23 protein-coding genes are annotated in these 21,244 nt (G+C 74.9%); 13 read left to right on the forward strand and 10 right to left on the reverse strand.

Features of this window, described 5'->3' with window-relative positions; all coding sequences use genetic code 11:
* Positions 1–147: 147 nt before the first annotated feature.
* The 3 genes from OO48_RS04375 to OO48_RS04385 form a co-directional block, all read right to left on the reverse strand.
* Positions 148–579, reverse strand: a complete 432-nt coding sequence (locus OO48_RS04375; RefSeq protein ID WP_051731723.1) for a hypothetical protein — start codon at positions 577–579, stop codon at positions 148–150.
* A 57-nt stretch (positions 580–636) separates the two neighbouring features.
* Positions 637–1,467, reverse strand: coding sequence for a heavy metal-binding domain-containing protein (locus OO48_RS04380; RefSeq protein ID WP_209439430.1), 831 nt, complete (start codon positions 1,465–1,467; stop codon positions 637–639).
* A gap of 100 nt (positions 1,468–1,567) precedes the next feature.
* Entirely contained in the window at positions 1,568–2,500 is a 933-nt protein-coding gene (locus tag OO48_RS04385; RefSeq protein WP_063830613.1) for a heavy metal-binding domain-containing protein, read from the reverse strand.
* A 199-nt stretch (positions 2,501–2,699) separates the two neighbouring features.
* Between OO48_RS04385 and OO48_RS04390 the strand changes: the two genes are divergently transcribed.
* A complete protein-coding gene (locus OO48_RS04390) occupies positions 2,700–3,788 on the forward strand; it encodes a hypothetical protein (protein WP_033212952.1) in 1,089 nt (362 codons plus the stop codon).
* Between the two features lie 46 nt (positions 3,789–3,834).
* Here the strand turns inward: OO48_RS04390 and OO48_RS04395 are convergent, their stop codons facing one another.
* The 4 genes from OO48_RS04395 to moaA form a co-directional block, all read right to left on the reverse strand.
* On the reverse strand, positions 3,835–4,044 hold the full coding sequence (locus OO48_RS04395; protein WP_033212953.1) for a DUF397 domain-containing protein: 210 nt from the start codon (positions 4,042–4,044) through the stop codon (positions 3,835–3,837).
* Between the two features lie 15 nt (positions 4,045–4,059).
* A complete protein-coding gene (locus OO48_RS04400; protein WP_033212954.1) occupies positions 4,060–4,269 on the reverse strand; it encodes a DUF397 domain-containing protein in 210 nt (69 codons plus the stop codon).
* Positions 4,262–5,092 (reverse strand): helix-turn-helix domain-containing protein, encoded by an 831-nt coding sequence (locus tag OO48_RS04405; RefSeq protein ID WP_051731725.1) that lies wholly within the window; start codon positions 5,090–5,092, stop codon positions 4,262–4,264. The genes OO48_RS04400 and OO48_RS04405 overlap by 8 nt, the downstream gene beginning before the upstream one ends.
* A gap of 132 nt (positions 5,093–5,224) precedes the next feature.
* The gene (gene moaA / locus OO48_RS04410) at positions 5,225–6,247 is read right to left on the reverse strand and encodes a GTP 3',8-cyclase MoaA (RefSeq protein ID WP_033212955.1); all 1,023 of its coding nucleotides are present in this window, start codon (positions 6,245–6,247) and stop codon (positions 5,225–5,227) included.
* A 166-nt stretch (positions 6,248–6,413) separates the two neighbouring features.
* Between moaA and OO48_RS04415 the strand changes: the two genes are divergently transcribed.
* The 5 genes from OO48_RS04415 (at position 6,414) to OO48_RS04435 (ending at position 11,343) form a co-directional block, all read left to right on the forward strand.
* Positions 6,414–7,016: a nucleotidyltransferase family protein gene (locus tag OO48_RS04415; RefSeq protein ID WP_051731726.1), complete on the forward strand. Its 603-nt coding sequence runs from the start codon at positions 6,414–6,416 to the stop codon at positions 7,014–7,016.
* Between the two features lie 366 nt (positions 7,017–7,382).
* Entirely contained in the window at positions 7,383–8,252 is an 870-nt protein-coding gene (locus OO48_RS04420; protein WP_106970245.1) for a hypothetical protein, read from the forward strand.
* 206 nt (positions 8,253–8,458) lie between these two features.
* The gene (locus tag OO48_RS04425) at positions 8,459–9,238 is read left to right on the forward strand and encodes a hypothetical protein (protein WP_051731727.1); all 780 of its coding nucleotides are present in this window, start codon (positions 8,459–8,461) and stop codon (positions 9,236–9,238) included.
* Between the two features lie 95 nt (positions 9,239–9,333).
* Positions 9,334–10,170: a (2Fe-2S)-binding protein gene (locus OO48_RS04430; protein ID WP_033212958.1), complete on the forward strand. Its 837-nt coding sequence runs from the start codon at positions 9,334–9,336 to the stop codon at positions 10,168–10,170.
* Positions 10,171–10,323: 153 nt separating this feature from the next.
* On the forward strand, positions 10,324–11,343 hold the full coding sequence (locus tag OO48_RS04435) for a DUF2637 domain-containing protein (protein WP_033212959.1): 1,020 nt from the start codon (positions 10,324–10,326) through the stop codon (positions 11,341–11,343).
* Positions 11,344–11,369: 26 nt separating this feature from the next.
* Here the strand turns inward: OO48_RS04435 and OO48_RS04440 are convergent, their stop codons facing one another.
* Both OO48_RS04440 and OO48_RS04445 read right to left on the reverse strand, forming a co-directional pair.
* A complete protein-coding gene (locus tag OO48_RS04440) occupies positions 11,370–13,568 on the reverse strand; it encodes a SpoIIE family protein phosphatase (protein ID WP_081951910.1) in 2,199 nt (732 codons plus the stop codon).
* Positions 13,569–13,887: 319 nt separating this feature from the next.
* Positions 13,888–14,310 carry an ATP-binding protein gene (locus OO48_RS04445; RefSeq protein WP_245194515.1) on the reverse strand — a complete coding sequence of 141 codons (423 nt, stop codon included), beginning with the start codon at positions 14,308–14,310 and terminating at the stop codon, positions 13,888–13,890.
* A 389-nt stretch (positions 14,311–14,699) separates the two neighbouring features.
* Between OO48_RS04445 and ureA the strand changes: the two genes are divergently transcribed.
* The 4 genes from ureA (at position 14,700) to cyaB (ending at position 19,063) form a co-directional block, all read left to right on the forward strand.
* A complete protein-coding gene (ureA, locus tag OO48_RS04450; RefSeq protein WP_051731728.1) occupies positions 14,700–15,482 on the forward strand; it encodes an urease subunit gamma in 783 nt (260 codons plus the stop codon).
* 34 nt (positions 15,483–15,516) lie between these two features.
* Entirely contained in the window at positions 15,517–17,238 is a 1,722-nt protein-coding gene (locus tag OO48_RS04455) for an urease subunit alpha (protein ID WP_033212960.1), read from the forward strand.
* Between the two features lie 31 nt (positions 17,239–17,269).
* Positions 17,270–18,328: an agmatine deiminase family protein gene (locus OO48_RS04460; protein WP_033212961.1), complete on the forward strand. Its 1,059-nt coding sequence runs from the start codon at positions 17,270–17,272 to the stop codon at positions 18,326–18,328.
* 171 nt (positions 18,329–18,499) lie between these two features.
* Positions 18,500–19,063, forward strand: a complete 564-nt coding sequence (gene cyaB / locus OO48_RS04465) for a class IV adenylate cyclase (protein WP_033212962.1) — start codon at positions 18,500–18,502, stop codon at positions 19,061–19,063.
* Between the two features lie 142 nt (positions 19,064–19,205).
* Here the strand turns inward: cyaB and OO48_RS04470 are convergent, their stop codons facing one another.
* Positions 19,206–19,439 (reverse strand): hypothetical protein, encoded by a 234-nt coding sequence (locus tag OO48_RS04470; protein WP_033212963.1) that lies wholly within the window; start codon positions 19,437–19,439, stop codon positions 19,206–19,208.
* Between the two features lie 106 nt (positions 19,440–19,545).
* Here OO48_RS04470 and OO48_RS04475 point away from each other — a divergent pair, with 106 nt between their 5' ends.
* From OO48_RS04475 to OO48_RS04480, 3 genes are all read left to right on the forward strand, one after another.
* Positions 19,546–20,304 carry a GntR family transcriptional regulator gene (locus OO48_RS04475; RefSeq protein ID WP_033212965.1) on the forward strand — a complete coding sequence of 253 codons (759 nt, stop codon included), beginning with the start codon at positions 19,546–19,548 and terminating at the stop codon, positions 20,302–20,304.
* A 65-nt stretch (positions 20,305–20,369) separates the two neighbouring features.
* On the forward strand, positions 20,370–20,543 hold the full coding sequence (locus tag OO48_RS38060; protein WP_157845376.1) for a hypothetical protein: 174 nt from the start codon (positions 20,370–20,372) through the stop codon (positions 20,541–20,543).
* 61 nt (positions 20,544–20,604) lie between these two features.
* Positions 20,605–21,207, forward strand: coding sequence for a TetR/AcrR family transcriptional regulator (locus OO48_RS04480; protein ID WP_033212966.1), 603 nt, complete (start codon positions 20,605–20,607; stop codon positions 21,205–21,207).
* Positions 21,208–21,244 lie beyond the last annotated feature (37 nt).

Here is a 21,244-nt window from a genome sequence, read left to right on the forward strand (position 1 = left end):
CCTTCCCGGCCGAAGTCCGGCAGTTCGCCGACGAGGACCGCCGGGCCGCGCGGATGCCGCCCGACGTCCGTCACGGGGAATCCCTCCCGCCCGGTCCGGCGCGCGTCCGGCCCCGCCGGACGCGGACCGTGTGCTCCCGACGGGCCCTCAGCCGCCGAGCAGCAGCCGTTCCAGTGCCGCCCGGGCGCGGGCGTCGGAGCGGGCCCGGGCGGTGATGGCCGCGGCCAGCTCCCGGGTCCACTCGTCGAGCGGCACCGGTCGGCGCGACAGCACCACGCCGCGCACCACCCGGCACACCTCGGCGGACGCGCGTCCCCGGGCCACGGTCAGGCTGAGCCGCCGTTCGTCGGTCGAGACGTCCAGCCGCTCGATCCGGCCGGGGCGGCCGGCCATCCGGTCGGCCAGGCTGCGCCTGCGCTCGACCGTCACCGCGTCGGCCGGCAGCGCGTCCGCGAGCGCGCCGGCCAGCACCTGGGCGTACACCTCCAGGTCGGCGGCGTCCCGGCGGAGGGCGGCCGTCAGCAGGTCGATCGAGCCCTCGTCCTGCGCGGCCGGTTCGAGCTGGCCGTCGTCGGTCATGTCACTCCTCGGTGCGGTGGGTCCGCGGGCACGCCCGTCCCGTCGTCCGTGCGCAGCCTAGCCGTCCAGGCTCAGCACCATGGTGGGCCGTTCGATCCGGTGGTCCTCGCGCAGCGGGCGGACCGCGGTGCCGATCGCGAAGAACTCCGTGGTGTGGCCTCCCCAGCGGTGGTTGTGCGCGTTGAGCTGCACGCCGACGATCCCCTCGGCCTGCAGCGCCTCGGCTTCGGCCTGCATCCGGGCCATCGCCAACTCGCGGGCGTCGTAGAGGGCTTGGGTGAAGGGTTCGATCTCCACGTTCTTGCCGATGTTGGAGAAGACCGAGCTCATCTTCTGGTGGGCGATGTGGTAGACGCAGGTGCCCATGGTCATGCCGAGCGGCGCATAGCCGGCCCGGATGAGGGTCCAGAAGTCCTGGCCGGAGAGGTCGGAGGTGAACGGCTGGCCCTTGTTGTTGCGCCAGCTCGCGCCGCCGGGCGCGGGCTGGTCGGCCTTGACGGCGGTGCCGATGGCGATGAACTCGGCGATGTCCGAACCGAATTCGCGCGCCTCCACGCTCAGCCGGACGCCGACGATCCCGTCCGCGCCCAGGGTCGCGGCCTCGGCCTCCATCCGGGTCATGGCGAGTTCGCGGGCGTGGTACATGGCCTGGCTGAGCGTCTCCAGCTCCTGGTTCTTGCCCCAGCGGCCGAGCTGCATCCCGACGTGGTAGATCGAGCTGCCCAGGACCAGGCCGATCGGCTGGAACCCGGCCTCGCGGACCAGCAGGAACTCGTTGACCGACAGGTCGCTGGTGAAGATCGAGCCGGGCTTGCCGGGCTGCAGTTCGGCGAGGCGCCGCATCGCGTCGGCCGGTACGCCCTGGGCGGCGGGATCGAAGGTGCTCATCTGGTCAGTCTCCCCATGGCTGTGCTGGTGTGTCGTCCGGCCCGGCGACGCCCGGCCCGGCGGTGCGCGGTCCGGCGGTGTCCCCCGCCGGGGCGGGCCGTTACCGGCGGGCCGCCCGCGCGAGGCGGCGGCGCAGCCGTTCGCCGTCGCCGTTCAGCGGCATGACGGTGAGGGTGCGCGGCTCGGCGGGCGCGGTGGCGAAGCGGGCGACGGCGGTGCCGATCATGGTGCTCTCGGTGATGTGGTCGGTCTGCTTGTCCCTGACCAGGCAGTGCTCCTCCCAGACCCGCAGGCTGTTGCCGGAGAGGACGACGCCGTCGCCGCCGTGTTCCGCCGCCTGCCGGTGCAGTTGGGCCCGGGCGTCGGCCCGGACCTGCCCGACCAGCTCCGTCCAGCCGTCCACCTCCTGGTTGGACCAGGAGAAGCGCTGAAGGCCGGTGCGGTAGTCGTCGTGGCGCACCCCGATCGACATCCCGACCAGCAGGTCGACCGGCACCCAGCCGGCGGTGATCAGCTTGGCGAAGCCCTGGCCGTCCAGGTGGGAGGTGAACGGGCGGTTCGGGCGCACCTGGCCGGCGGCGCGCACGGCGGTGCCGATCACCTTGAACTCCAGGCAGTGCGGCGCGGCCGGGAACGGGGCCATCGTCAACCGCGCCGCCACCACGCCGTCACCGCCGAACGCGGCGCACTCGGCGGTCATCCGGCCGAGCGCGGCCCGCCGCGCGTCGTCCAGCACCTTCACCAGGGGGGCGGAGGGCCCGCCCCGGCCCGAGAGGGCGACGGCGGCGCGGTTCCCGTCGTTGAGCCAGCCGCCCCGGTAGCCGCAGGCGTGGTAGCCCCAGTACCGGCCGCTGCGGCCGACGCGGTACACCGCCGATCCCATCACCTGGCCGACCGGTTCGAACCCGACCGACCTGATCGCGGCGAACTCGCCCGTCGACAGCGCCGACGACCAGGTGCCGCCGGCCCGCCCCGCGGCGACCCGCGCCGCCGCGACGGGCGGCAGCCCCGCGCCGTTCCAGGACTCCGTCATGGCGTCCACCCCCGTTCCCACCCGGCCGGTCCGGTGCCGAGGTCCGTGCAGGCACCCTACGCAGAGCCAGGGACGCGGAGGCGGCGGGGCCGGTTTCTTTGCCGAAGGAAAACCCGGGGCCCTCCCCCGGCCGGGGCCGGACGAGCGGATGGCCGGACAACCCGGTGAGTTCGGCCCGGCGGGCTGTCAGGATGCCCGGGTGGACGAGATCATCCGCGCTGCGGGCGCGCTCCTGGGCCAACCGCTCCGCCACCCCGTCGACCTCGGCGGCAGCCCGCGCAGCACCGTGCTGCGCTGCCGGACGGCCGACGGCGGCAGCGTGATCGTCAAGGCGTTCGCCGACGGACCGGAGGCCCGGCGCGCGTACGCCGGCGAGACGGCCGGGCTCTCGCTCGGCCTGGCCGGGCCCGGGCTGCTCGCCGTGGACCCCGAGCGGCGGCTGCTGGTGATGGCGGACCTGGGGAACGCGCCCACCCTGGCGGACCTGCTGCTGGGCACCGACCCGAAGGCCGCCGAGCGCGGCCTGCTGGAGTGGGCGCGCGGCCTGGGCCGGCTGGCGGCCCGTTCGGTGCCGCGGCGCGCCGAGTTCGCGGCCCTCTGGCAGCACCACGGCGAGGGCCTGCCGAGCTGGGAGGACGAGCCGTGGCAGCTGCGGAACGCCGGCGCCTTCCTCGAACTGCTCGCCGAGTGCGGCGTGAGCGCCCCGCCCGGGCTGGCCGACGAGCTCGCCGAGGTCGGCACCGCGGGCGGCGAGCGGTACCCGGGCTTCACCCCGGGGGACACCTGTCCCGACAACAACCTGATCACCGCGGAGGGGTTGCGGCTGCTCGACTTCGAGGCGGCCGGCTACCAGTCGGTCTTCCTGACCGCCGCCTACTGCCGGATGCCGTTCTCCAGCTGCTGGTGCGTCTACCGGCTGCCGGTCGGCCTGGCCCGGCGGGTCGAGGGGGCCTACCGCTCCGAGGTGGTGACGCGGTACCCGGACCTGGCCGAGGACGCGGTCTGGCAGGCCGGCACGGCCCGGGCGGTGGTGGTCTGGACGGTCGACTCGACGCTGCACCTGCTGCGCCGCGCGCTGCCCGAGGACGGCCCGATGCACCGCACCCGCCGCCCGGTGCCCACCCGCCGCCAACTGCTGCGCCACCGCTGGACGAGCGCGCTGCGGCTCACGGGGTACCCGGCCTTCACCGCGACCGTGCGGCTGCTGCTCTCCGAACTCGCCTCGGAGTGGGACGCGCCCGAGCTGCCCGGCTACCCGGCGTTCCACTCGGCCACCGGCTCCAGCTGATCCGGCGCGGCGGCGCGCGGAACCGGCGCCCGTCGCGCCCGCCCGCTCAAACGGTCGGGAAGTGCCCTGCCTTGACGCCGGTGACGAACGCCTGCCAGGTGGGCGCCGCGAAGGCCAGCCGAGGGCCCTCCGGGTCCTTGGAGTCCCGCACCAGGCCCGGGTTGGCGTCGTCCACCTCGACGCACTCCCCGCCGTTGGCTCCGCTGTAGGACGACTTGCGCCATGCGGAGGCGTTGCGGCCGGACGCTTCACTCATGTGCGTGCCCCTTCACTAGGCGGTCGGGAAGTGCCCTGCCTTGACGCCGGTGACGAACGCCTGCCAGGTGGGCGCCGCGAAGGCCAGCCGGGGACCCTCCGGGTCCTTGGAGTCCCGCACCAGGCCCGGGTTGGCGTCGTCCACCTCGACGCACTCCCCGCCGTTGGCGTCGCTGTAGGACGACTTGCGCCATGCGGAGGCGTTGCGGTCAAGAGCGTTACTCATGTGCGTATTCCTCCGCCACCGATTCGATCAGTTCCTGGGACACTTCCGACGGCAGTGCGGCGGCCCTGGCCAGATTGTAGGCCCTCTGGCAAAGGTCCACCAAGGTTGGCTCGTCGAGCAGTTGACCTGCATACATGCCCTCGGTGTACGCCAGCGGCGGGGCGTCCTCGAAGGTCATCAGGAAGAGCGAGCCTGCCGCGAGGGGGTGCGCCCCCGCACTGAACGGCATGACCTGGAGCAGGAGTTTGCCCGTCCTCGTCGCCTTCAGGAGGTGGTGCAACTGTTCGGCCATCACCCGCGGGCCGCCGACGGGCGTCCGGAGCACCGACTCGTGCAGGATCACCCACAGTTCGGGGGCCGCCGGGTCGCTCAGGTCGAAGGCCCGCCCGAGCCTGGCCCTCAGTTTCTCCTCCTTCTCGGCGGGCGAGGAGAACGGCTGGCCCGTGCGGATGACGGCGCGCGCGTAGTCGGGGGTCTGCAACAGCCCCGGCACCAGCGTCGGGGCGTACAGAGCGATCGTCTTGGCCTGGGCCTCCAGTTCGGCGACCTGGCCGAAGTAGGGGGCGTGCCGGTTGCCGGCCACCAGGGAGTAGATCCGGGCGAAGTGCCCGTCGCTCTCGAAGACCTTGTCGAAGCGGTCCGAGAACTCCTTCTGCGGGTTCCTGGTCGCACCCTCGAACTGGCCGATGTACCCGGCGGAGCAGTAGACCATCGCGCCCAACTGCTCCTGGGAGAGCTCCCGCGCCTCGCGGTACCTCCGCAGCTCCGACCCGTAGTAGGCGCTCGGGGAGATGTACGGGCGGGGTTCCTTCTTGCTGACCATGCGTCACGTCCGCCTTCCCGCAGCGGTGTTGCTGCACCTCGACGTCGCTCAGGGTAGCGACCCGGACCGTTACGGAAGGTGGAAACCGGATATCCCAGAGTGACGGAGACCCCCGGGCGTCCCGGCCGCCGCTCAGCCCCCGATCGCGGACATCGGCCGGTCCGGCCGGACGAAGTCGGCGTCGCCGATCCGGTGCCCGGGCCCCTTGCGGGCCACGCAGTCCCGCCAGGCCCGTTCGATCCGCTCGTCGTCGGCGCCGCCGCGCAGCAGCGCCCGCAGGTCGGACTCGGCGGTCGCGAAGAGGCAGTTGCGCAGTTGGCCGTCGGCGGTCAGCCGGACGCGGTCGCAGCCGCCGCAGAACGGGCGGGTGACGGAGGCGATCACGCCGACCACGTGGTCGGTGCCGGCCAGGCGCCACTCCTCGGCGGGCGCGTTGCCGTGCCGGCCGGCCGGGGTGAGCGGCCAGCGGGCGGCGAGGGCGGCGAGGATCTCGTCCGCGGTGAGCATCGCGGCCCGGTCCCAGGCCCCCTGGGCGTCCAGCGGCATCGACTCGATGAAGCGCATCTGGTAGCCGCCGTCGACCGCGAACTCGACCAGGTCGACGAGTTCGTCCTCGTTGACGCCGCGCACCGGCACCGCGTTGACCTTCACCGGCGCGAGCCCGGCGTCCTTCGCGGCGGCCAGCCCGGCCAGCACGTCCGGCAGCCGGTCGCGGCGGGTGAGCGCCGCGTACCGCTCGGGGCGCAGGGTGTCCAGGCTGACGTTCACCCGGTGCAGTCCGGCCCGCTTCAACTCGCCCGCGCGCCGGGCGAGTCCGATGCCGTTGGTGGTGAGCGAGAGTTCCGCGCCGAGTTCGGCGAGCCGGGCGACGAGCGCGGGCAGGCCGCGGCGCAGCAGTGGTTCGCCGCCGGTGAGGCGCAGGGTGCGGATGCCGAGGCGGTGGACGGCGATCCGGGCCAGGCGCAGCAGTTCGTCGTCGGTGAGCGCCTGGTCGCGCGGCAGCCAGTCGAGCCCTTCGGCGGGCATGCAGTAGGTGCAGCGCAGGTTGCACCGGTCGGTGAGGGAGATCCGCAGGTCGGTGTGGACCCGGCCGTGGCGGTCGAGCAGCGGTGCGGGGGTGCCGGTGGGGGCGTCTGTGGTGCGCGGCGGTGCCATGGGGCCAGTGAACGGGGGCGGCCGGGGGGCGGTCCAGGGACGGAACGGCCGGGAGCGGCGGGCGGGCGGCGGGCCCGGTCTGTCGGATCGTCCAAGGCGGCGCGGCGGGGCGCGGGGGCAGACTGGCCGCGTGACGGACGGTGCGACTGGCGGTGCGACTGGTGGCGTGACCGGCGGGACGGCGGAACCGCGGGTGCCGGCCCTGGTGCTGGCGGCGGGCGGCGGCTCCCGGCTGGGCGGGCGGCCGAAGGCGCTGCTGCCCTACCGGGGGCGGCCGCTGCTGGAGCACGTGCTGGCGGTGGCGGCGGACGGCGGCTGCGACGGGGCGGTGGCGGTGCTGGGCGCGGCGGCCGAGGAGGTGCGGGCCGGGGCGGAGACCGGGGACTGTCGACTGGTCGACAATCCCGACTGGCGCACGGGCATGGCCTCCTCCCTGCTCGCCGGCCTGGCCGCGCTGCCGCCGGGGGCCTCGGCCGTCCTCGTCCTGCTGGTGGACACCCCGGGGGTGACGGCGGAGGCGGTGCGCCGGCTGCGCTCCGCGCACACCGGCCGCGCGGACCTCGCGGCGTGCGCCTACGCCGGGCGCCGGGCGCACCCGGTGCTGATCGGCGCCGCGCACTTCCCCTTCCTCCGCGCCACCGCGACCGGCGACGCGGGCGCCCGGGCCCTGCTGGCGAGCCGTCCGGTCACCCTGGTCGACTGCACCGGCGCGGGCGTCCCGGACGACCTGGACACCCCGGCCGACCTGACCCGCTGGGGCATCGCCTGACCCGGGCCGGGGCTGCGAGCCGTCGCGGCGGCACCACGTCGTCCCGGGCCCACGCGCCGAGCCGGGCTCCCGCGGCCGGTACGGAAGTAGTGGTGGCGGAGACCTGCGGCACGGTCTTCCCGTGCCGATCGGCGGAACCGACGGTACGTCAGCGGCGTCCCGGCGGGGCCGCCGGGCCCCACCCGCCACCGGTGCCCCGGGCGACCGCGCGCGCCCCCGGCGCGTAACCGTCCGCGCACCTTTCCGCCACCTCAACTCCGTTGGAGGAATCCCTCATTCCGCACCGGTTCGGCCCCCGATCGGCCAGGATGGGAGGAATCCTCCTGCCATCCAGATCCGACCCGATCCGAACGGACGGTGACCGCCATGCCGCTGCCCGAGGACGCCGCCGACGCCGCCGACACCACCGCCGACGCCGGGGTGCCCACCGGTTTCTCCCCCGGTTCGCCGTCGGGGGTCAGCCACCTGCGCTGCCCGGCCTGCCGGGCCGAGCACCGGTACGAGCCGCCGAGCCTGCCGTGCCCGTGCGGGGCGCAGCTGCGGGTGCCGCTGCTGCGCGGCGGGGTGCCGGTGCAGGTGAGGTTCCGGTCCTGGGAGGACTCCTGGCTGAACATGCGCTGTCCGCACTGCGGGCGCAGCGACCAGTGGCCGCAGCCGGAGTTCACCTGCGACTGCGGGGCGACCGTGCGGATGCCGGTGGACCGGGTGCCGCGCCTGCAGAGCGCCGACGCCCGGAAGGCCCGTCCGGTGGAGACCGCCCGCCCGTACACCACCGCCGTCCCGCCGGCCGCGCCCGTCCCGGCGGCGGATCCCCCGGCGGCCGGTTCGGGCCGGGCGCGGGCGCTGCGTCCGCCGTTCCGCCCGCAGCCGGTGCGCACGCCGCAGGACGCGGTGCTGACGGCGGCCCGGTACCTGCAGTGGCTGGGCTTCTACGACCTGGAGCTGGTGCCGGGGGAGGAGCGCGACTCGACCACCCTGCTGGGCAGCCGGATGGTGGCCCGGGTGGACACCTGGACGGAGCCCGCCGACGTGAAGGCGGTGGAGTGCCTGTGGCTGGAAACGCTCCACGGCGAGGACGTCGCGGCCGCCATGTTCACCGTCTCCGGATACTCCCGGCAGACCGTGGTGCGCGGTGAACAACTGCTGGTGGCGCTGTTCACGCTGGACGCGGCGGGCATCCCGCAGCCGTCGAACGGTGCCGCCGAGGCGTTGATGGAGACCGGCTGGACGTCCTGACACCGCACCGGCGGGCCACCGCCGCGTACGCCCGGCGCCCACCGTCCGGATCGGGCCGTTCCGGATTTCCTCGCGCTCGTGATCTGGTGCACAAGCTCCCGCGCGTGTTGAATTGCCGCCACGGCGCGGGCCCTTGGGCCGGCGGGTCGTTGCATGGCGCGCACAAGGAGGTGGCGTTGTCGGTGCACGGGACTGCCCCGGGGGGCATGGCTGACGTCGTCTGGCGGCTGCGGTCGCGCGGCTGCTGGCAGGAGGCCGCGGACCTGCTCCGACCGCAGGCCGGGCGGGATCCGACCGCGGCGCTCCAGCGGGCGGAACTGCTGATCGAGCAGTGCCTGTTCACCGCGGACCACTGGGAGCGCGCGGAGGACGCGCTGCGGCACGCGGAGGCGTCGGTGGCCGGCATCGAGGCGCGCGCGGCCGCGTCCTGCGCCCGGGGGTTCCTGGCGTACGTGGCGAGCGTGCTGGGCCGCCGGGACAGGCTGGACGAGGCGCAGGCCGCGCTGGGGCGGACGTCGGCGCTGCTCGCGCCGCAGGCGCCGGGCCGTCCGCTGCTGGACTTCCGGCGCGGGCTGGTCGCGGAGAACCTGCTGCACGACCCGGTCGCGGCGCACAGCGCGTACGCCCGGGCGCACGAGGGGGCCCGGGAGCGCGGGGACGACCTGCTGCGCTCCTCGACCTGGCGCCACCTGGCGGGCCTGGCCCAGGCGGCGGGCGACCGGGAGCGGGCGCACGCGGGGTTCGCGGCCTCGCTGCGGCTGCGCGAGGAGCTGGGCTTCACGGTGGGGGTGGCGCCGGCACTGGCCTCGCTGGCGGAGGTCTCGGACCCGGTGGAGGCGGAGCGGCTGCGGGCGGAGGCGTCCCGGCTGGTGCAGGCGCTCGGCGGGGTGCCGGTGTGGCTGGCGCGGCGGCTGGCGAAGGTCCCGGCGCAGCCCGGTCCTCCGGACGGTGGCACCGGGCGCGACCTGCGGCGCGGCATCAGCTAAGGTGAGCCTTACCTGCCCGGGGCGAGCAGCAGCCCGGGCGGGTCCACCTCGCCGTGCCCGGGCCCGCCCCCGGGAGCACCACCCAGGGAGCCCGCGTGACCACCTACCAGGTCGAGCAGTCCCCCGCCACCGCCTCCCCGGTCTCCCCCGCCTGCCCCGGCCCCGCCGCCGGGGCGCCGCCCTGCCTGGGCAGTTGGCTGCGCCTCGGCCGGGTCTTCCCGGACCTGCGGATCCACCACGCCGCCCCGCGCACCGGCTCCGGCTGGACCACCGCCGCCGCGCTGGCCGACGACCCGGCCGCGCTGGAAGCGATGATCGCCTTCGACGAGCGGCTCGGCCTCGACCTGTACGGCGCCCCGACCCGCCCGGACGTCACCGCCGGGTTCAGCCTGCACCGCTACGCCTGGCCGGTCTCGCTGGCCTTCACCCTGCCCTGGCTGCTGGAGCGCCGCGTCCCGGTGCTGCCGCCCTCCCAGGTGTCGGTCAACCGCACCACCGGCGAGCTGACCGCCCGCCCGGCCGGCTTCCACTGCCTGCCCGGCGACCCGGCGGCCGCCCGGCCCGACGCCCTGGTCGTCCCGGACCGCCCGGCGCTCGACGCCGCCCTGCGCACCGCGCTCGCCGAGCACTTCGCGCCGCTGCTCGACTCCTTCCGCCCCGCGGTGCGCCGCGGCCCGCGCACCCTGTGGGCCCTGGTCACCGACGACGTGGTGGACGGCCTCTGGTACGCCGCCGGGCTGCTCGGCGAGGAGCCCCGGGCGGTGGCCGCGCTCGAGGCCCTGCTGACCGGCGACGCCGCCGCGGCCCCGTTCGTCGGCACGCCCGGCTTCCGGGGGACGCCCGGCGCCCGGGCCAGGACCAGGGTCAGCTGCTGCCTGTACTACACCGTCCGGCCGGCCGAACTCTGCGTCAGCTGCCCGCGCGCCCGATAGCGCCGCCCGGCACCACCGGTCTGACGATAATTCGTTCTCCCGCCCGGAATTCCCCCCTAACGGGGTAATGGCCCCGATCCCGCCGTGATCGCCGAATTTCTCCGCCATGATGGTCCCCGCCGTCACGACCGGAAAGCGAGGCTGGATCAGGTCATGAGACTGTCGGACATACCGCTGGGCTGGGCCGTCGCCGGTACGGCCGCCCTGGTGGCCGCCATCGCCCTGCTGGCCTTCGCCCGCGGCCGCACCGGGCAGGCCGCCACCGCCGCCACCACCGGCGGCCCGGACTCCGCCTGGGAGCGCGCCGAGGAGCGCCGCCGCCGCGCCGAGTCCCTCTACGGCGGCGCCTCCTACCTGCTGCTGTTCTGCTGCGCCGCGGTCGCCGCCGCGCTCTCCTTCCACGGGCTGGTCGGCTTCGGCGTCCAGAACCTCGGGCTCTCCGGCGGCTGGGAGTACCTCGTCCCGTTCGGCCTCGACGGCGCGGCGATGTTCTGCTCCGTCCTGGCCGTCCGCGAGGCCAGCCACGGCGACGCGGCGCTCGGCTCCCGCCTGCTGGTGTGGCTGTTCGCCGCCGCCTCCGCCTGGTTCAACTGGGTGCACGCCCCGCGCGGCCTGGGCCACGACGGCGCCCCGCAGTTCTTCGCCGGGATGTCGCTCTCCGCGGCGGTGCTCTTCGACCGCGCCCTGAAGCAGACCCGGGTCGCCGCCCTGCGCGAGCAGGGGCTCGTCCCCCGCCCGCTCCCGCAGATCCGGGTGGTCCGCTGGATGCGCGCCCCCCGCGAGACGTACGCGGCCTGGTCGCTGATGCTCCTGGAGGGCGTGCGCACCCTGGACGAGGCGGTCGAGGAGGTCCGCGACGACCGGCGGACCGCCGCCGAGAACCGCGAACGCCGCCGGATGGCCTCCCGCCGGGAACGCGCCGAGATCCGCGCGATCGGCCGCCAGCCCGGCATCGGCTGGCGCCACCGCACCGCCCGCCAACTCGAACCCGCCGCAGCCCCCGCCGCCGCGGCCACCCCGACGGAGCCCGCCATAGCAGCCCCCACCGGCCTCCCCGCCACCCCCGCGACCCACCGCAGCGTCGACCTCACCCCCGAGGAGGACACCATGACGCTGCCCCGGCTCGACTCCCTGGAGCAGAAGCTCAAGGACCTGGAGCAGCAGTTCGGCTGAGGAGAGCCCCCCGGTGCCGCTTCTCGTCAGCTGCTGAGCTCGAACCACATCCGCTTGCCGGTGCCCCGGGGCTCCACGCCCCAGGTGTCGGCGAGCGCTTCGACCAGCATCAGGCCGCGGCCGGAGGACGCCTGTTCGCCGGGGGTGCGGCGGGTGGGCCAGAGGTCCGACTCGTCCTCGACCTCGACGCGCAGGCGGGCCCGGCCGTGCTCCTGGTAGAGGCGGGCGGTGAACATCGCGTCCCGGTCGGTGTGCCGGATCGCGTTGGTGACGAGCTCGGAGGAGAGCAGCTCGGCGGTGTCGATCAGCTCGGGCACGCCCCAGCGCCGCAGCGCGTCCCGGAGTTCGCCGCGCAGTTCGGCGATCCGGGCCAGGTCGGCCTGGCCGATCCGGCGGCGCAGCTGCTGCGCGGCGCGCCCGCCCGCCGGGCCGTCCCAGCGGAGCAGCAGCAGCGCGATGTCGTCCTCGCGCTCGCTGGTGTCGGCGGCCTGGGAGGCGATCCGGTCGGCGAGTTCCTCCAGCGGTTCGCGGGGGGACTCGTCGATGCCGGGCAGCCGGCCGGAGACGGTCGCGCAGAGCCGGGCGAACCCGGTGTCGAGGTCCATGTCGCGGGCTTCGACGAGTCCGTCGGTGCAGAGCACGACCGTCTCGCCGGGGTCGAGGCTGAACCGGGTGACCCGGTACTCCTCGTCGGGGTCGACGCCCAGCGGCAGGCCGCCGGCGACCGGGACGGGGTGCGCGGTGCCGTCGGCGCGGCGCACCACGGGGTCGAGGTGGCCGGCCCGGACGGCGTAGACCACGCCGTAGTCGACGTTGACCTCGGCGTAGGTGCAGGTCGCGAAGTGGTCGGTGTCGAGGTCGGCGAGGAAGCGGGAGGCCCGGGCCATCACCGCGGCGGGCGGGTGGCCCTCGGCGGCGTAGGCGCGCAGCGCGATCCGGAGCTGGCCCATGATGCCGGCGGCGTGCACGTCGTGGCCCTGGACGTCGCCGATGACCAGGCCGACGTGTCCGCCGGGGAGCGGGACGACGTCGTACCAGTCGCCGCCGATCTGGAGGCCGGAGCCGGCGGCGAGGTAGCGGACGGCGGTGCTGACGCCGGGGACGGCGGGGACGGTGCGCGGCAGCATGACCCGCTGCAGGCCGGCGGCGAGCTCGTGCTCGGCGTCGTGCAGGCGGGCCCGGGCGAGGGACTGGGCGACCAGTCCGCCGAGGGTGGAGAGCAGGGTGCGCTCGTCGGCGTCGAGTTCGCGGGTGTCGTCGAAGGAGACCACGCAGACGCCGGTGGGCCGGCCGCTGGCGACCAGCGGGAGGAACGCCCAGGAGGAGCGTCCGCTGCTCTCGGCCCAGTCCCAGGCTTCGGGGAAGCGCTCGCGGTACTCCTCGCGGCTGGAGACGAAGACCGGGGCGCGCTGCCGGATCGCCTCGGCGGCGGGGTGGGTGGGCGCGAGCGGGATGCGGTCGAACTGGTCGCTGAGCGCGTTGCGGTAACCGCTGGAGCCGAGCAGGGCGATCCGGCCGGCTTCCAGCGAGGCCAGCGCGAGGCCGTCGGGGCCGAGGCCGGGCAGCGGGAGTTCGGTGAAGACCCGGGCGACGTCCCGGACGGTGACCGCTTCGGAGAGCGCCCGGGCGGCCTCCTTGATGAACCGGGAGCGCTCCTCGCGCAGCGCGGCCATCTCGTCGGCGCGCTCGCGCTTGTGCAGCTCGACGGTGGCGTCCCAGACGAAGCCGACCATCCGGGACGGGCGGCCGAACGCGTCGGCCAGGACCCGGCCGCGGAAGCGCACGGCGTGCAGTTCGCCGTCGGGGAAGACGGTGCGGTAGTAGGCGCCGCACTGGCCGAGTTCGGCGACGGCGCGCTCGACCCGGCGGCGCACCACGGGCGCGTCCTCGGGGTGCAGCAGGGCCAGGAAGGAGGCGGAGGTGCGGTCGAAGGGCTGGCCGACCAGTCCGAGGATCGTGCAGGCGCGCTGGTCACCGACCAGGACGTCGCGGCGGATGTCCCAGTCGAACGAGCCGATGCCGTTGGCGGCCATCGCGGGTTCCAGCCACTCGGGGCTGGAGTCCCCGGTGCGGGTGGGCAGGCCGCGGCCGGACGGCGGCGGGACGGCCCGGGCGCCGGGCCCGCCGAGGGCGGTGCGCAGCGGGTTGGCCGGGGTCTCGTTCCTGGTGGCCTGGGCGGGCGGGGTGCGGCGGGCGGGCCCAGGCGCCTCGGGCTCTGCGGCCATGCTTCTCCTGCCGGTGCCTTGCCTGGCGGCCACTGGTGTCTCCGTGTCCCCTGGTGGGCCGGCCGGACCGCGATGGTTGCGTGTGCCTACTGGCACACATTCTCACTAGCCTCCCGTATGTTCGGCAAGGCGGCAATGCCGGTGCGCCGAACGGCAAGGATCGCACACGATCGCCGCTGGCATATTCACCCGCCGGTGTCCCTCCCCGGCCCGGAATTCCCCGCCCCGGTCCCGTCCCTGATCCGGGCCTGATCCCGGCCCCGCCCGGGCCGCGCTCAGGCCGCGCTCAGGCCGCGCCGGGGCTGCACCCAGGCCGCGCTCAGGCCGCGGAGAGCTCGAACCAGGTGGTCTTCCCGTCCGCCCGCAGCTGCACGCCCCAGTCGTCGGCCAGCGCCTCCACCAGGAACAGCCCGCGCCCGGAGGTCGCCGTCTCGGAGGCGGCCCGACGGCTGGGCGCCTGCACCGCGCCGTCCTGCACCTCGACCCGCAGCCGCGACTCGTCCGTCAGCACCGCGTCGAACACCGCGCCCCGGCCGGTGTGCACCAGCGCGTTGGTGACCAGCTCGGAGACGAGCAGCTCCGCGGTGTCGGCCAGCTCCTCCGGAACGCCCCAGTGGTCCAGCGCCGCCCGCAGCCTGCGGCGGATCGCCCCGACCGCCGGCAGGTCCGCCGCGTCCAGCGAGGCGTGCAGTCGGCGGTGCAGTGCGCACCCGGGTTCGTACGCCGCCGGCGCCCCGTGCACCGGCCCCCGGTATTCGGTCCCCTCCCGCCACGAAGCCGACCGCTGCCGCGGAAACCTTGCCTGACCGTCCATCAACCTCTTATGCCCCCGGATCGGTTACGGAGTGGCCGTCCCGTTCCCCCCACCGGGCCGACCACCAGTCATCGCTCTCCTCTTGCCCACTCAGCAACCGGAAAACCCTCCGGCCCCGGGACCGGTCGGCGGCCCGCGGGGCTCCCGGCCGCACGCCTCCGCCGCTCGCGGGGTCGGCGGTGCTAAGTTTGAACGGCGTTCTAAACTCTTGCCCCGACCCTCCGCACCACCCCGCGCACCACCCTGCACCACCCTCCCCTCCTGCACCGCCCTTCCCTGTACCGACCCTCCCCGCCACTCCCGCAAAGCGAGGCACCGTGCGACTGACCCCCACCGAACGGGACCGGCTGCTGATCTTCACCGCGGCCGAACTGGCCCGCGCCCGCCGGGCGCGGGGCGTGAAACTGAACGTCCCCGAGGCCACCGCGCTGATCGCGGACACCGTCTGCGAGGCGGCCCGCGACGGCCGCCGCTTGGCCGAGGCGATCGAGGCCGGCCGCGGCGTGCTGGGCGCCGACGACGTGCTGCCCGGCGTCGCGGACGTGGTGACCGTGGTGCAGGTGGAGGCGGTGTTCGAGGACGGGACGCGGCTGGCGGTGGTCACCGACCCCTTCCGCGGCGCGGGCTCGCTGGGCGAGGACGCGCCGGGCGCGGCGCTGCCCGGCGCCGGGGCCGGGTACGACCCGGTGGAGGAGACGCTGCTGCTGCCGGTGCACAACACCGCCTCGGTGCCGATCTCGGTGACCTCGCACTTCCACTTCTTCGAGTCGAACCCGCGACTGGCCTTCGACCGGGCCGCCGCGTACGGCATGCACCTCGCGGTGCCGGCCGGCTCCTCGGTGCGCTTCGACCCCGGGGCGACGGTCGAGGTCGGCCTGGTGCCGATCGGCGGCGCCCGGGTGGCGATCGGTTTCGCGGGCCTGGTGGACGGCCCGCTGGACGCGCCGGGCGCGAAGGACGCGGCGCTCGCGAAGGCCCGGGCGACGGGCTACCTGACGGAGTTCGACGGCGCGCTCGACGACCCGTCCGGCGACGCGCTCGCCGACCCGTTCGGCGCCCCGTCCGCCGATCCGTCCGACGGCGCGGGACCCGCGCAGTGACCCCCTCGACCCGCCTCCCCCGGAAGGACACCGCATGAGCGCCATCTCCCCGCACGACTACATCTCGGTGCACGGCCCGCGCGCGGGCGACCGGGTCCGGCTCGGCGACTCGGGGCTGATCGTCCGGGTCGAGTCGGACTCGCAGGCCCCGGGCGACGAGTTCCTGGCCGGGTTCGGCAAGACCGCCCGGGACGGCCTGCACCTGAAGCCGGCCGCCGTCCGGGAGACCTGCGACGTGGTGATCTCCAACGTGCTGGTGATCGACGCGGTGCAGGGCATCCGCAAGACCTCGATCGGCATCCGGGCGGGCCGGATCTCGGCGATCGGCCGGGCCGGCAACCCGGACACCCTGGACGGGGTCGAGGTGGTGGTCGGCACCGGCACCACCATCGTCTCCGGCGAGGGCCTGATCGCCACCGCGGGCGCCGTCGACACCCACGTGCACCTGCTCTCCCCGCGCATCATGGAGGCGTCACTGGCCTCCGGGGTGACCACCATCATCGGCCAGGAGTTCGGCCCGGTCTGGGGCGTCGGCGTCAACTCGCCGTGGGCGCTGCGGCACGCGTTCAACGCCTTCGACGCCTGGCCGGTCAACATCGGCTTCCTGGGCCGGGGTTCGTCCTCCGACCCGGCCCCGCTGGTCGAGGCGCTGGCCGAGGGCGGCGCCTCCGGCTTCAAGGTGCACGAGGACATGGGCGCGCACACCCGGGCGCTGGACACCGCGCTGCGGGTCGCCGAGCAGTACGACGTCCAGGTGGCCCTGCACACCGACGGGTTGAACGAGTGCCTCTCGGTGGAGGACACCCTCGCGGTGCTGGAGGGCCGCACCATCCACGCCTTCCACATCGAGGGCTGCGGCGGCGGCCACGTGCCGAACGTGCTGAAGATGGCGGGCGTGGAGAACGTCATCGGCTCCTCCACCAACCCCACCCTCCCGTTCGGCCGGGACGCGCTGGGCGAGCACTACGACATGATCGTCTCCGCCCACGACCTCAAGCCCGACCTGCCCGGCGACGCCGCGATGGCCCGCGACCGGATCCGGGCCGGCACCATGGGCGCCGAGGACGTGCTGCACGACCTGGGCGTCATCGGCATCACCTCCTCCGACGCCCAGGGCATGGGCCGGGCCGGCGAGACGGTGCGCCGCACCTTCGCGATGGCCGGGAAGATGAAGGCCGAACTCGGCCCGCTGGACGGCACCGGCTCGTACGGCACGGCCGAGGGCGGCGACGACAACGAGCGGGTCCTGCGCTACATCGCCAAGCTGACCGTCAACCCGGCCATCGCGCACGGCCTCGCCCACGAGGTCGGCTCGCTGGAGGTCGGCAAGCTGGCCGACGTCGTGCTGTGGCGCCCGGACCACTTCGGCGCCAAACCGCAGCTCGTCCTCAAGGCCGGCTTCCCCGCGTACGGCGTGGTCGGCGACCCGAACGCCTCCACCGACCGCTGCGAACCGCTCGTCCTGGGACCGCAGTTCGGCGCCCACGGCGCCACCGCGGCCGACCTCTCGGTGGCGTTCGTCGCCCAAGCCGCCGCCGACACCGCCTACTTGGACGTGGCGGGCGACCAACTCCCCACCCGCAGGCGACGGGTGGGCGTACGCGGGACGCGCGGCATCGGCCCGCGCTCGATGCTGCGCAACGGCCGGATCGGACGGGTCGACGTCTCCGAGACCGGGCTGGTCTCCCTCGACGGCGAACCGCTGCGCTCGGCGCCCGCCGACTCGGTCTCCCTCAGCCGCCTCTACTTCCTCTGAACGCCCTGACCCCGCATAGGAACCCACTCTCATGACCAGCTCCCCCACCCCCGCCCCCACGCCCGCCTCGCTCGGCTTCCGGATGCCCGCCGAGTGGCACCCGCACGAGCGCACCTGGATGGCCTTCCCCACCGCCAACCCGACCTTCGACGGCGCCGAGCAGCTGGACGCCGCCCGCCGCGCCTGGGCGGAGGTCGCCAACACGATCGTCCGCTACGAACCGGTCACCCTGGTGGTCAACACCGGCGAGGGCGAGGCCGCCCGCCGCTACCTCGCCCCCGAGGTGGAAATCGTCGAGCGCCCGCTCAACGACGCCTGGATGCGCGACATCGGCCCGTCCTTCCTGATCGACGGCAACGGCGGACTCGCCGCCGCCGACTGGGTGTTCAACGGCTGGGGCGCCCAGTCCTGGGCCCGCTGGGACAAGGACCAGGACATCGCCGAGCACATCACCGACCTGACCGGCGTGCGGCGCTTCGCCTCCCGCCTGATCAACGAGGGCGGCGGCATCCACGTCGACGGCGAGGGCACCGTCCTGGTCACCGACACCGTCCAACTCGGCGAGGGCCGCAACGCCGACTGGACCCGCGAGCAGGTCGAAGCCGAACTCCACGCCCACCTGGGCACCACCAAGGCGATCTGGCTGCCGCGCGGACTGACCCGCGACTACGACGAGTTCGGCACCCGCGGCCACATCGACATCGTCGCCGCCTTCGTCCGCCCCGGCACCGTCCTCGTCCACTCCCAGCCCGACCAGGCCCACCCCGACCACGCCGTCTGCCAGGAACTCGCCGACCTCCTGCGCACCGCCACCGACGCCCGCGGCCGCACCCTCGAAGTCATCGAACTCCCGGCCCCCACCACCCTCTTCGACGAAGACGGCGAACCGGTCGACTACTCCTACATCAACCACTACGTGGCCAACGGCACCGTCGTCCTCTGCGCCTTCGACGACCCCCGCGACGAACAGGCCAAGGCGATCCTGGAGAAGGCCCACCCCGGCCGCACCGTCGAACTGGTCGACGCCCGCGAGATCTTCGCCAACGGCGGCGGCATCCACTGCATCACCCAACAGCAGCCGCGCGCCTGACCTTCCCCCGGTCCGGTGCCGGGCGGTCACACCAACCGCCCGGCACCGGACGCGAGACGGGACTCCGCACCCCGCCCCCGGCTCCCGCCGGCCCTTGCGGGCCGGGCCGGTCCGGCGGTTCGATGCCGTGCATCGGCACGTATCGGCACGCAGCGACCGACGGAGGACCGGATGGCCATCGAGGCAGAGTTGAAGGCCCGCGTTCACGACCCCGAGAGCGTCATGGCCGCGCTGGAGGAGGCCCACGGGCCGGGCCGGTTGGAGGTGTACCGCGACACCTACTACGACGATCCCGTCGGCGGGCTGACGGAGACGGACCGCGAGTTGCGGATCCGCACCGCGTACGGGCCCGGCAGTACACGTACGGTGCTCACCTACAAGGGTGCCCGGGTGGACGAAGCCTCCGGGTCGAAGCCGGAGTTCGAGACCGGGGTGGACGACCCGGACGCCGCCCACGCGGTCTTCCGCGGGCTCGGCTACCTGCCCCGGATCGCGTTCGAGAAGCACTGCCGGAACTACGGGTTCACCGCCGACGGCCGCCGGGTGGTGGCGACCCTGGTGCGGGTGCCCGAGATCGGTGGCAGCTACCTGGAGGTCGAGACGCTCGCGGCGGACGAGTCGGACCTGCCGGGTGCGCTCGCCGTGGTGCGGGGCGTACTGCGCGGGCTCGGGGTCGCCGACCGGGACCTCACCACCGAGCTGTACACCGAGGCGGTCGCGGCCGCCCGCTCGTAACCGCGTCAGCCGCGGAACGGGGAGCGTGAACTTCCGCCACCGCAAACGCACCTGATGGCTTCTCAGCTCACCGGTACGGCGGTTTCCAGCCGTCTTTTCCAGGCGCACGGCCGACCGCGCCCGGCCGCCGCCCGGCCCGCGTTCAGGACCGTTCCTCGATCTGGGCCCAGAGGACCGTCCGGCCGCCGGCGGTGACGGAGCCCCAGCGGTCGGCGGTGCGCAGGGCCCTGAGCAGTTCGCCCCAGGTCGGGGCGTCCGCGGGCGGGGCCGGGATGCTGATCCGGGTGCTGCCGACCGAGACCCGGACGTCCGCTCGCACCCCGCTGGCCCGTTCGATCGCCGTCCGCAGCTCGGACGCGCGCGTGCTGATCCGCACCACTCCCCCAGGTGTACACAGGTGGCCGAGCTCTACACATAGAGTAGTACCGAGAGGGATACTGTGTCACCGATCGGCTGGACCGCACACATTCGGAGGACGATCCATGACCACCACCGGGCCTTCCGCCTACCTACGGGTGGCCGAGCAGATCCGGGACCGGATCACCGCGGGGGAGTACCTTCCCGGCAGTCAACTCCCTTCCCTGGCTGACCTGCAGGAGCAGTACGGCTTCTCCCACGGCGTCGGCCAGTCCGCGTACCGGCTGCTGGAGCAGGAGGGCGTCGTGCTCGCCAAGCAGGGGCGCGGCTACTTCGTCCGCGAGCAGGCGCCGCGCCGCACCCTGGTGCGCCGCCCGCCCGCGGGCGGGAAGCCCGGGCCGGACAACGCCTTCCTGGTCGAGCAGGGCGTCGACACCGGGCTGCGCAGCCAGTCCACCACCGAGGCCGCGACCGCGGACATCGCCGAGCGCCTCGACGTCGAGGCGGGCACCCCGCTGATGCACACCTCGTACGTGTACCTGGTCGACGGCGAACCCGGGTTCCTCGCCGACTCCTGGGAGCCGATGTCCGTCACCGGCCACCACCTGATCGTGCTGCCCGAGGCCGGCCCGCACATCGGCATCGGCGTCGCCGCGCGGATGGCCGTCATCGGCATCGAGGTCGGCGAACCCGTCGAACTCGTCACCGCCCGCGCCCTCACCCGCGCCGAGGCCCAGACGCTCGCGACGTTCCCCGGCGCGCCCGCCCTGGTCATCCACCGCACCCACTACGACCAGGCCACCGGCCGTCCCGTCGAAACCGCCGACCTCGTGCTGCCCGGCGAGCGTTGGTCCACCCAGTACGGCCGCCGCCCCGGCGCCTGAGCACCCGGCCTCCCACCGCCGCCCCCGTTCCCGCTCCCCGGCCGGGCGAACCCCGCCGGGGAGCGGTGCGAGGGGAGCACGGCCGCCGCGAACGCGCCCGGGAGCACGGGCCCGGGCGCCGGGCGGACACCCCGGACGGCCTCACCGCCGAGCTGCTCCGCCGCGCCCACCGCGTCGGGCCCACCGCGCCGGGCTCACCGCCGGAGAGCGCCGGGAGCCGCGAGCACGGCGGCTGGTGACCCCCGTCCCACCCCCGTGCGGGAGACTGGACCGGAACAGTCGACGCACCGAGGAGTACGGATGGCGCAGCCCCGCACCCGCCGGCCGGCGCGCCCCCGCGAAGAGGTCTACGCCGCCGCCCGCACCGCGATCGCCGAACACGGCCTGGCCGGACTCACCATGGCCGGCCTCGGCGAACAGCTCGGCATGAGCGCCGGCCACCTCCTCTACTACTTCGGCAGCAAGGACCAGCTCCTGCTGGAGACCCTCCGCTGGAGCGAGGCCCAGCTCGGCGAGCGGCGCGGCCGCGAACTCGCCCGCCGCGAGGCGCCCGTCCTCGAACGGCTCGCCCGCTACCTGGAGCTGTACCTGCCGGAGGGGCCCGGCGACCCGCGCTGGATCCTGTGGATCGAGGTGTGGAGCCGCTCCCCCGGCACCGCGGACCTGCGCCAGGGCCAGCACGACATCGAGGCCCCCTGGCAGGACGACCTCACCGCCCTCCTCGACGAGGGCCGCGACACCGGCGTCCTCCCCCCGGCCACCCCCGCCGCCGCCCGCGCCACCCAACTGCGCGCCCTGCTCGACGGCCTCGCCGTCCCGCTCGCCATCGGCCTGCCCCACACCACCCGCGAAGGCGCCCTCACCCACGCGACGTCCGCCGCGCACGCCCTGCTGGGGCTGTGAGGAGGGGAGGACGGCGGGTACGGCTCCGCTGCCGGTC

Source organism: Kitasatospora phosalacinea (genome assembly GCF_000716545.1).
GTDB lineage: Bacteria > Actinomycetota > Actinomycetes > Streptomycetales > Streptomycetaceae > Kitasatospora > Kitasatospora phosalacinea.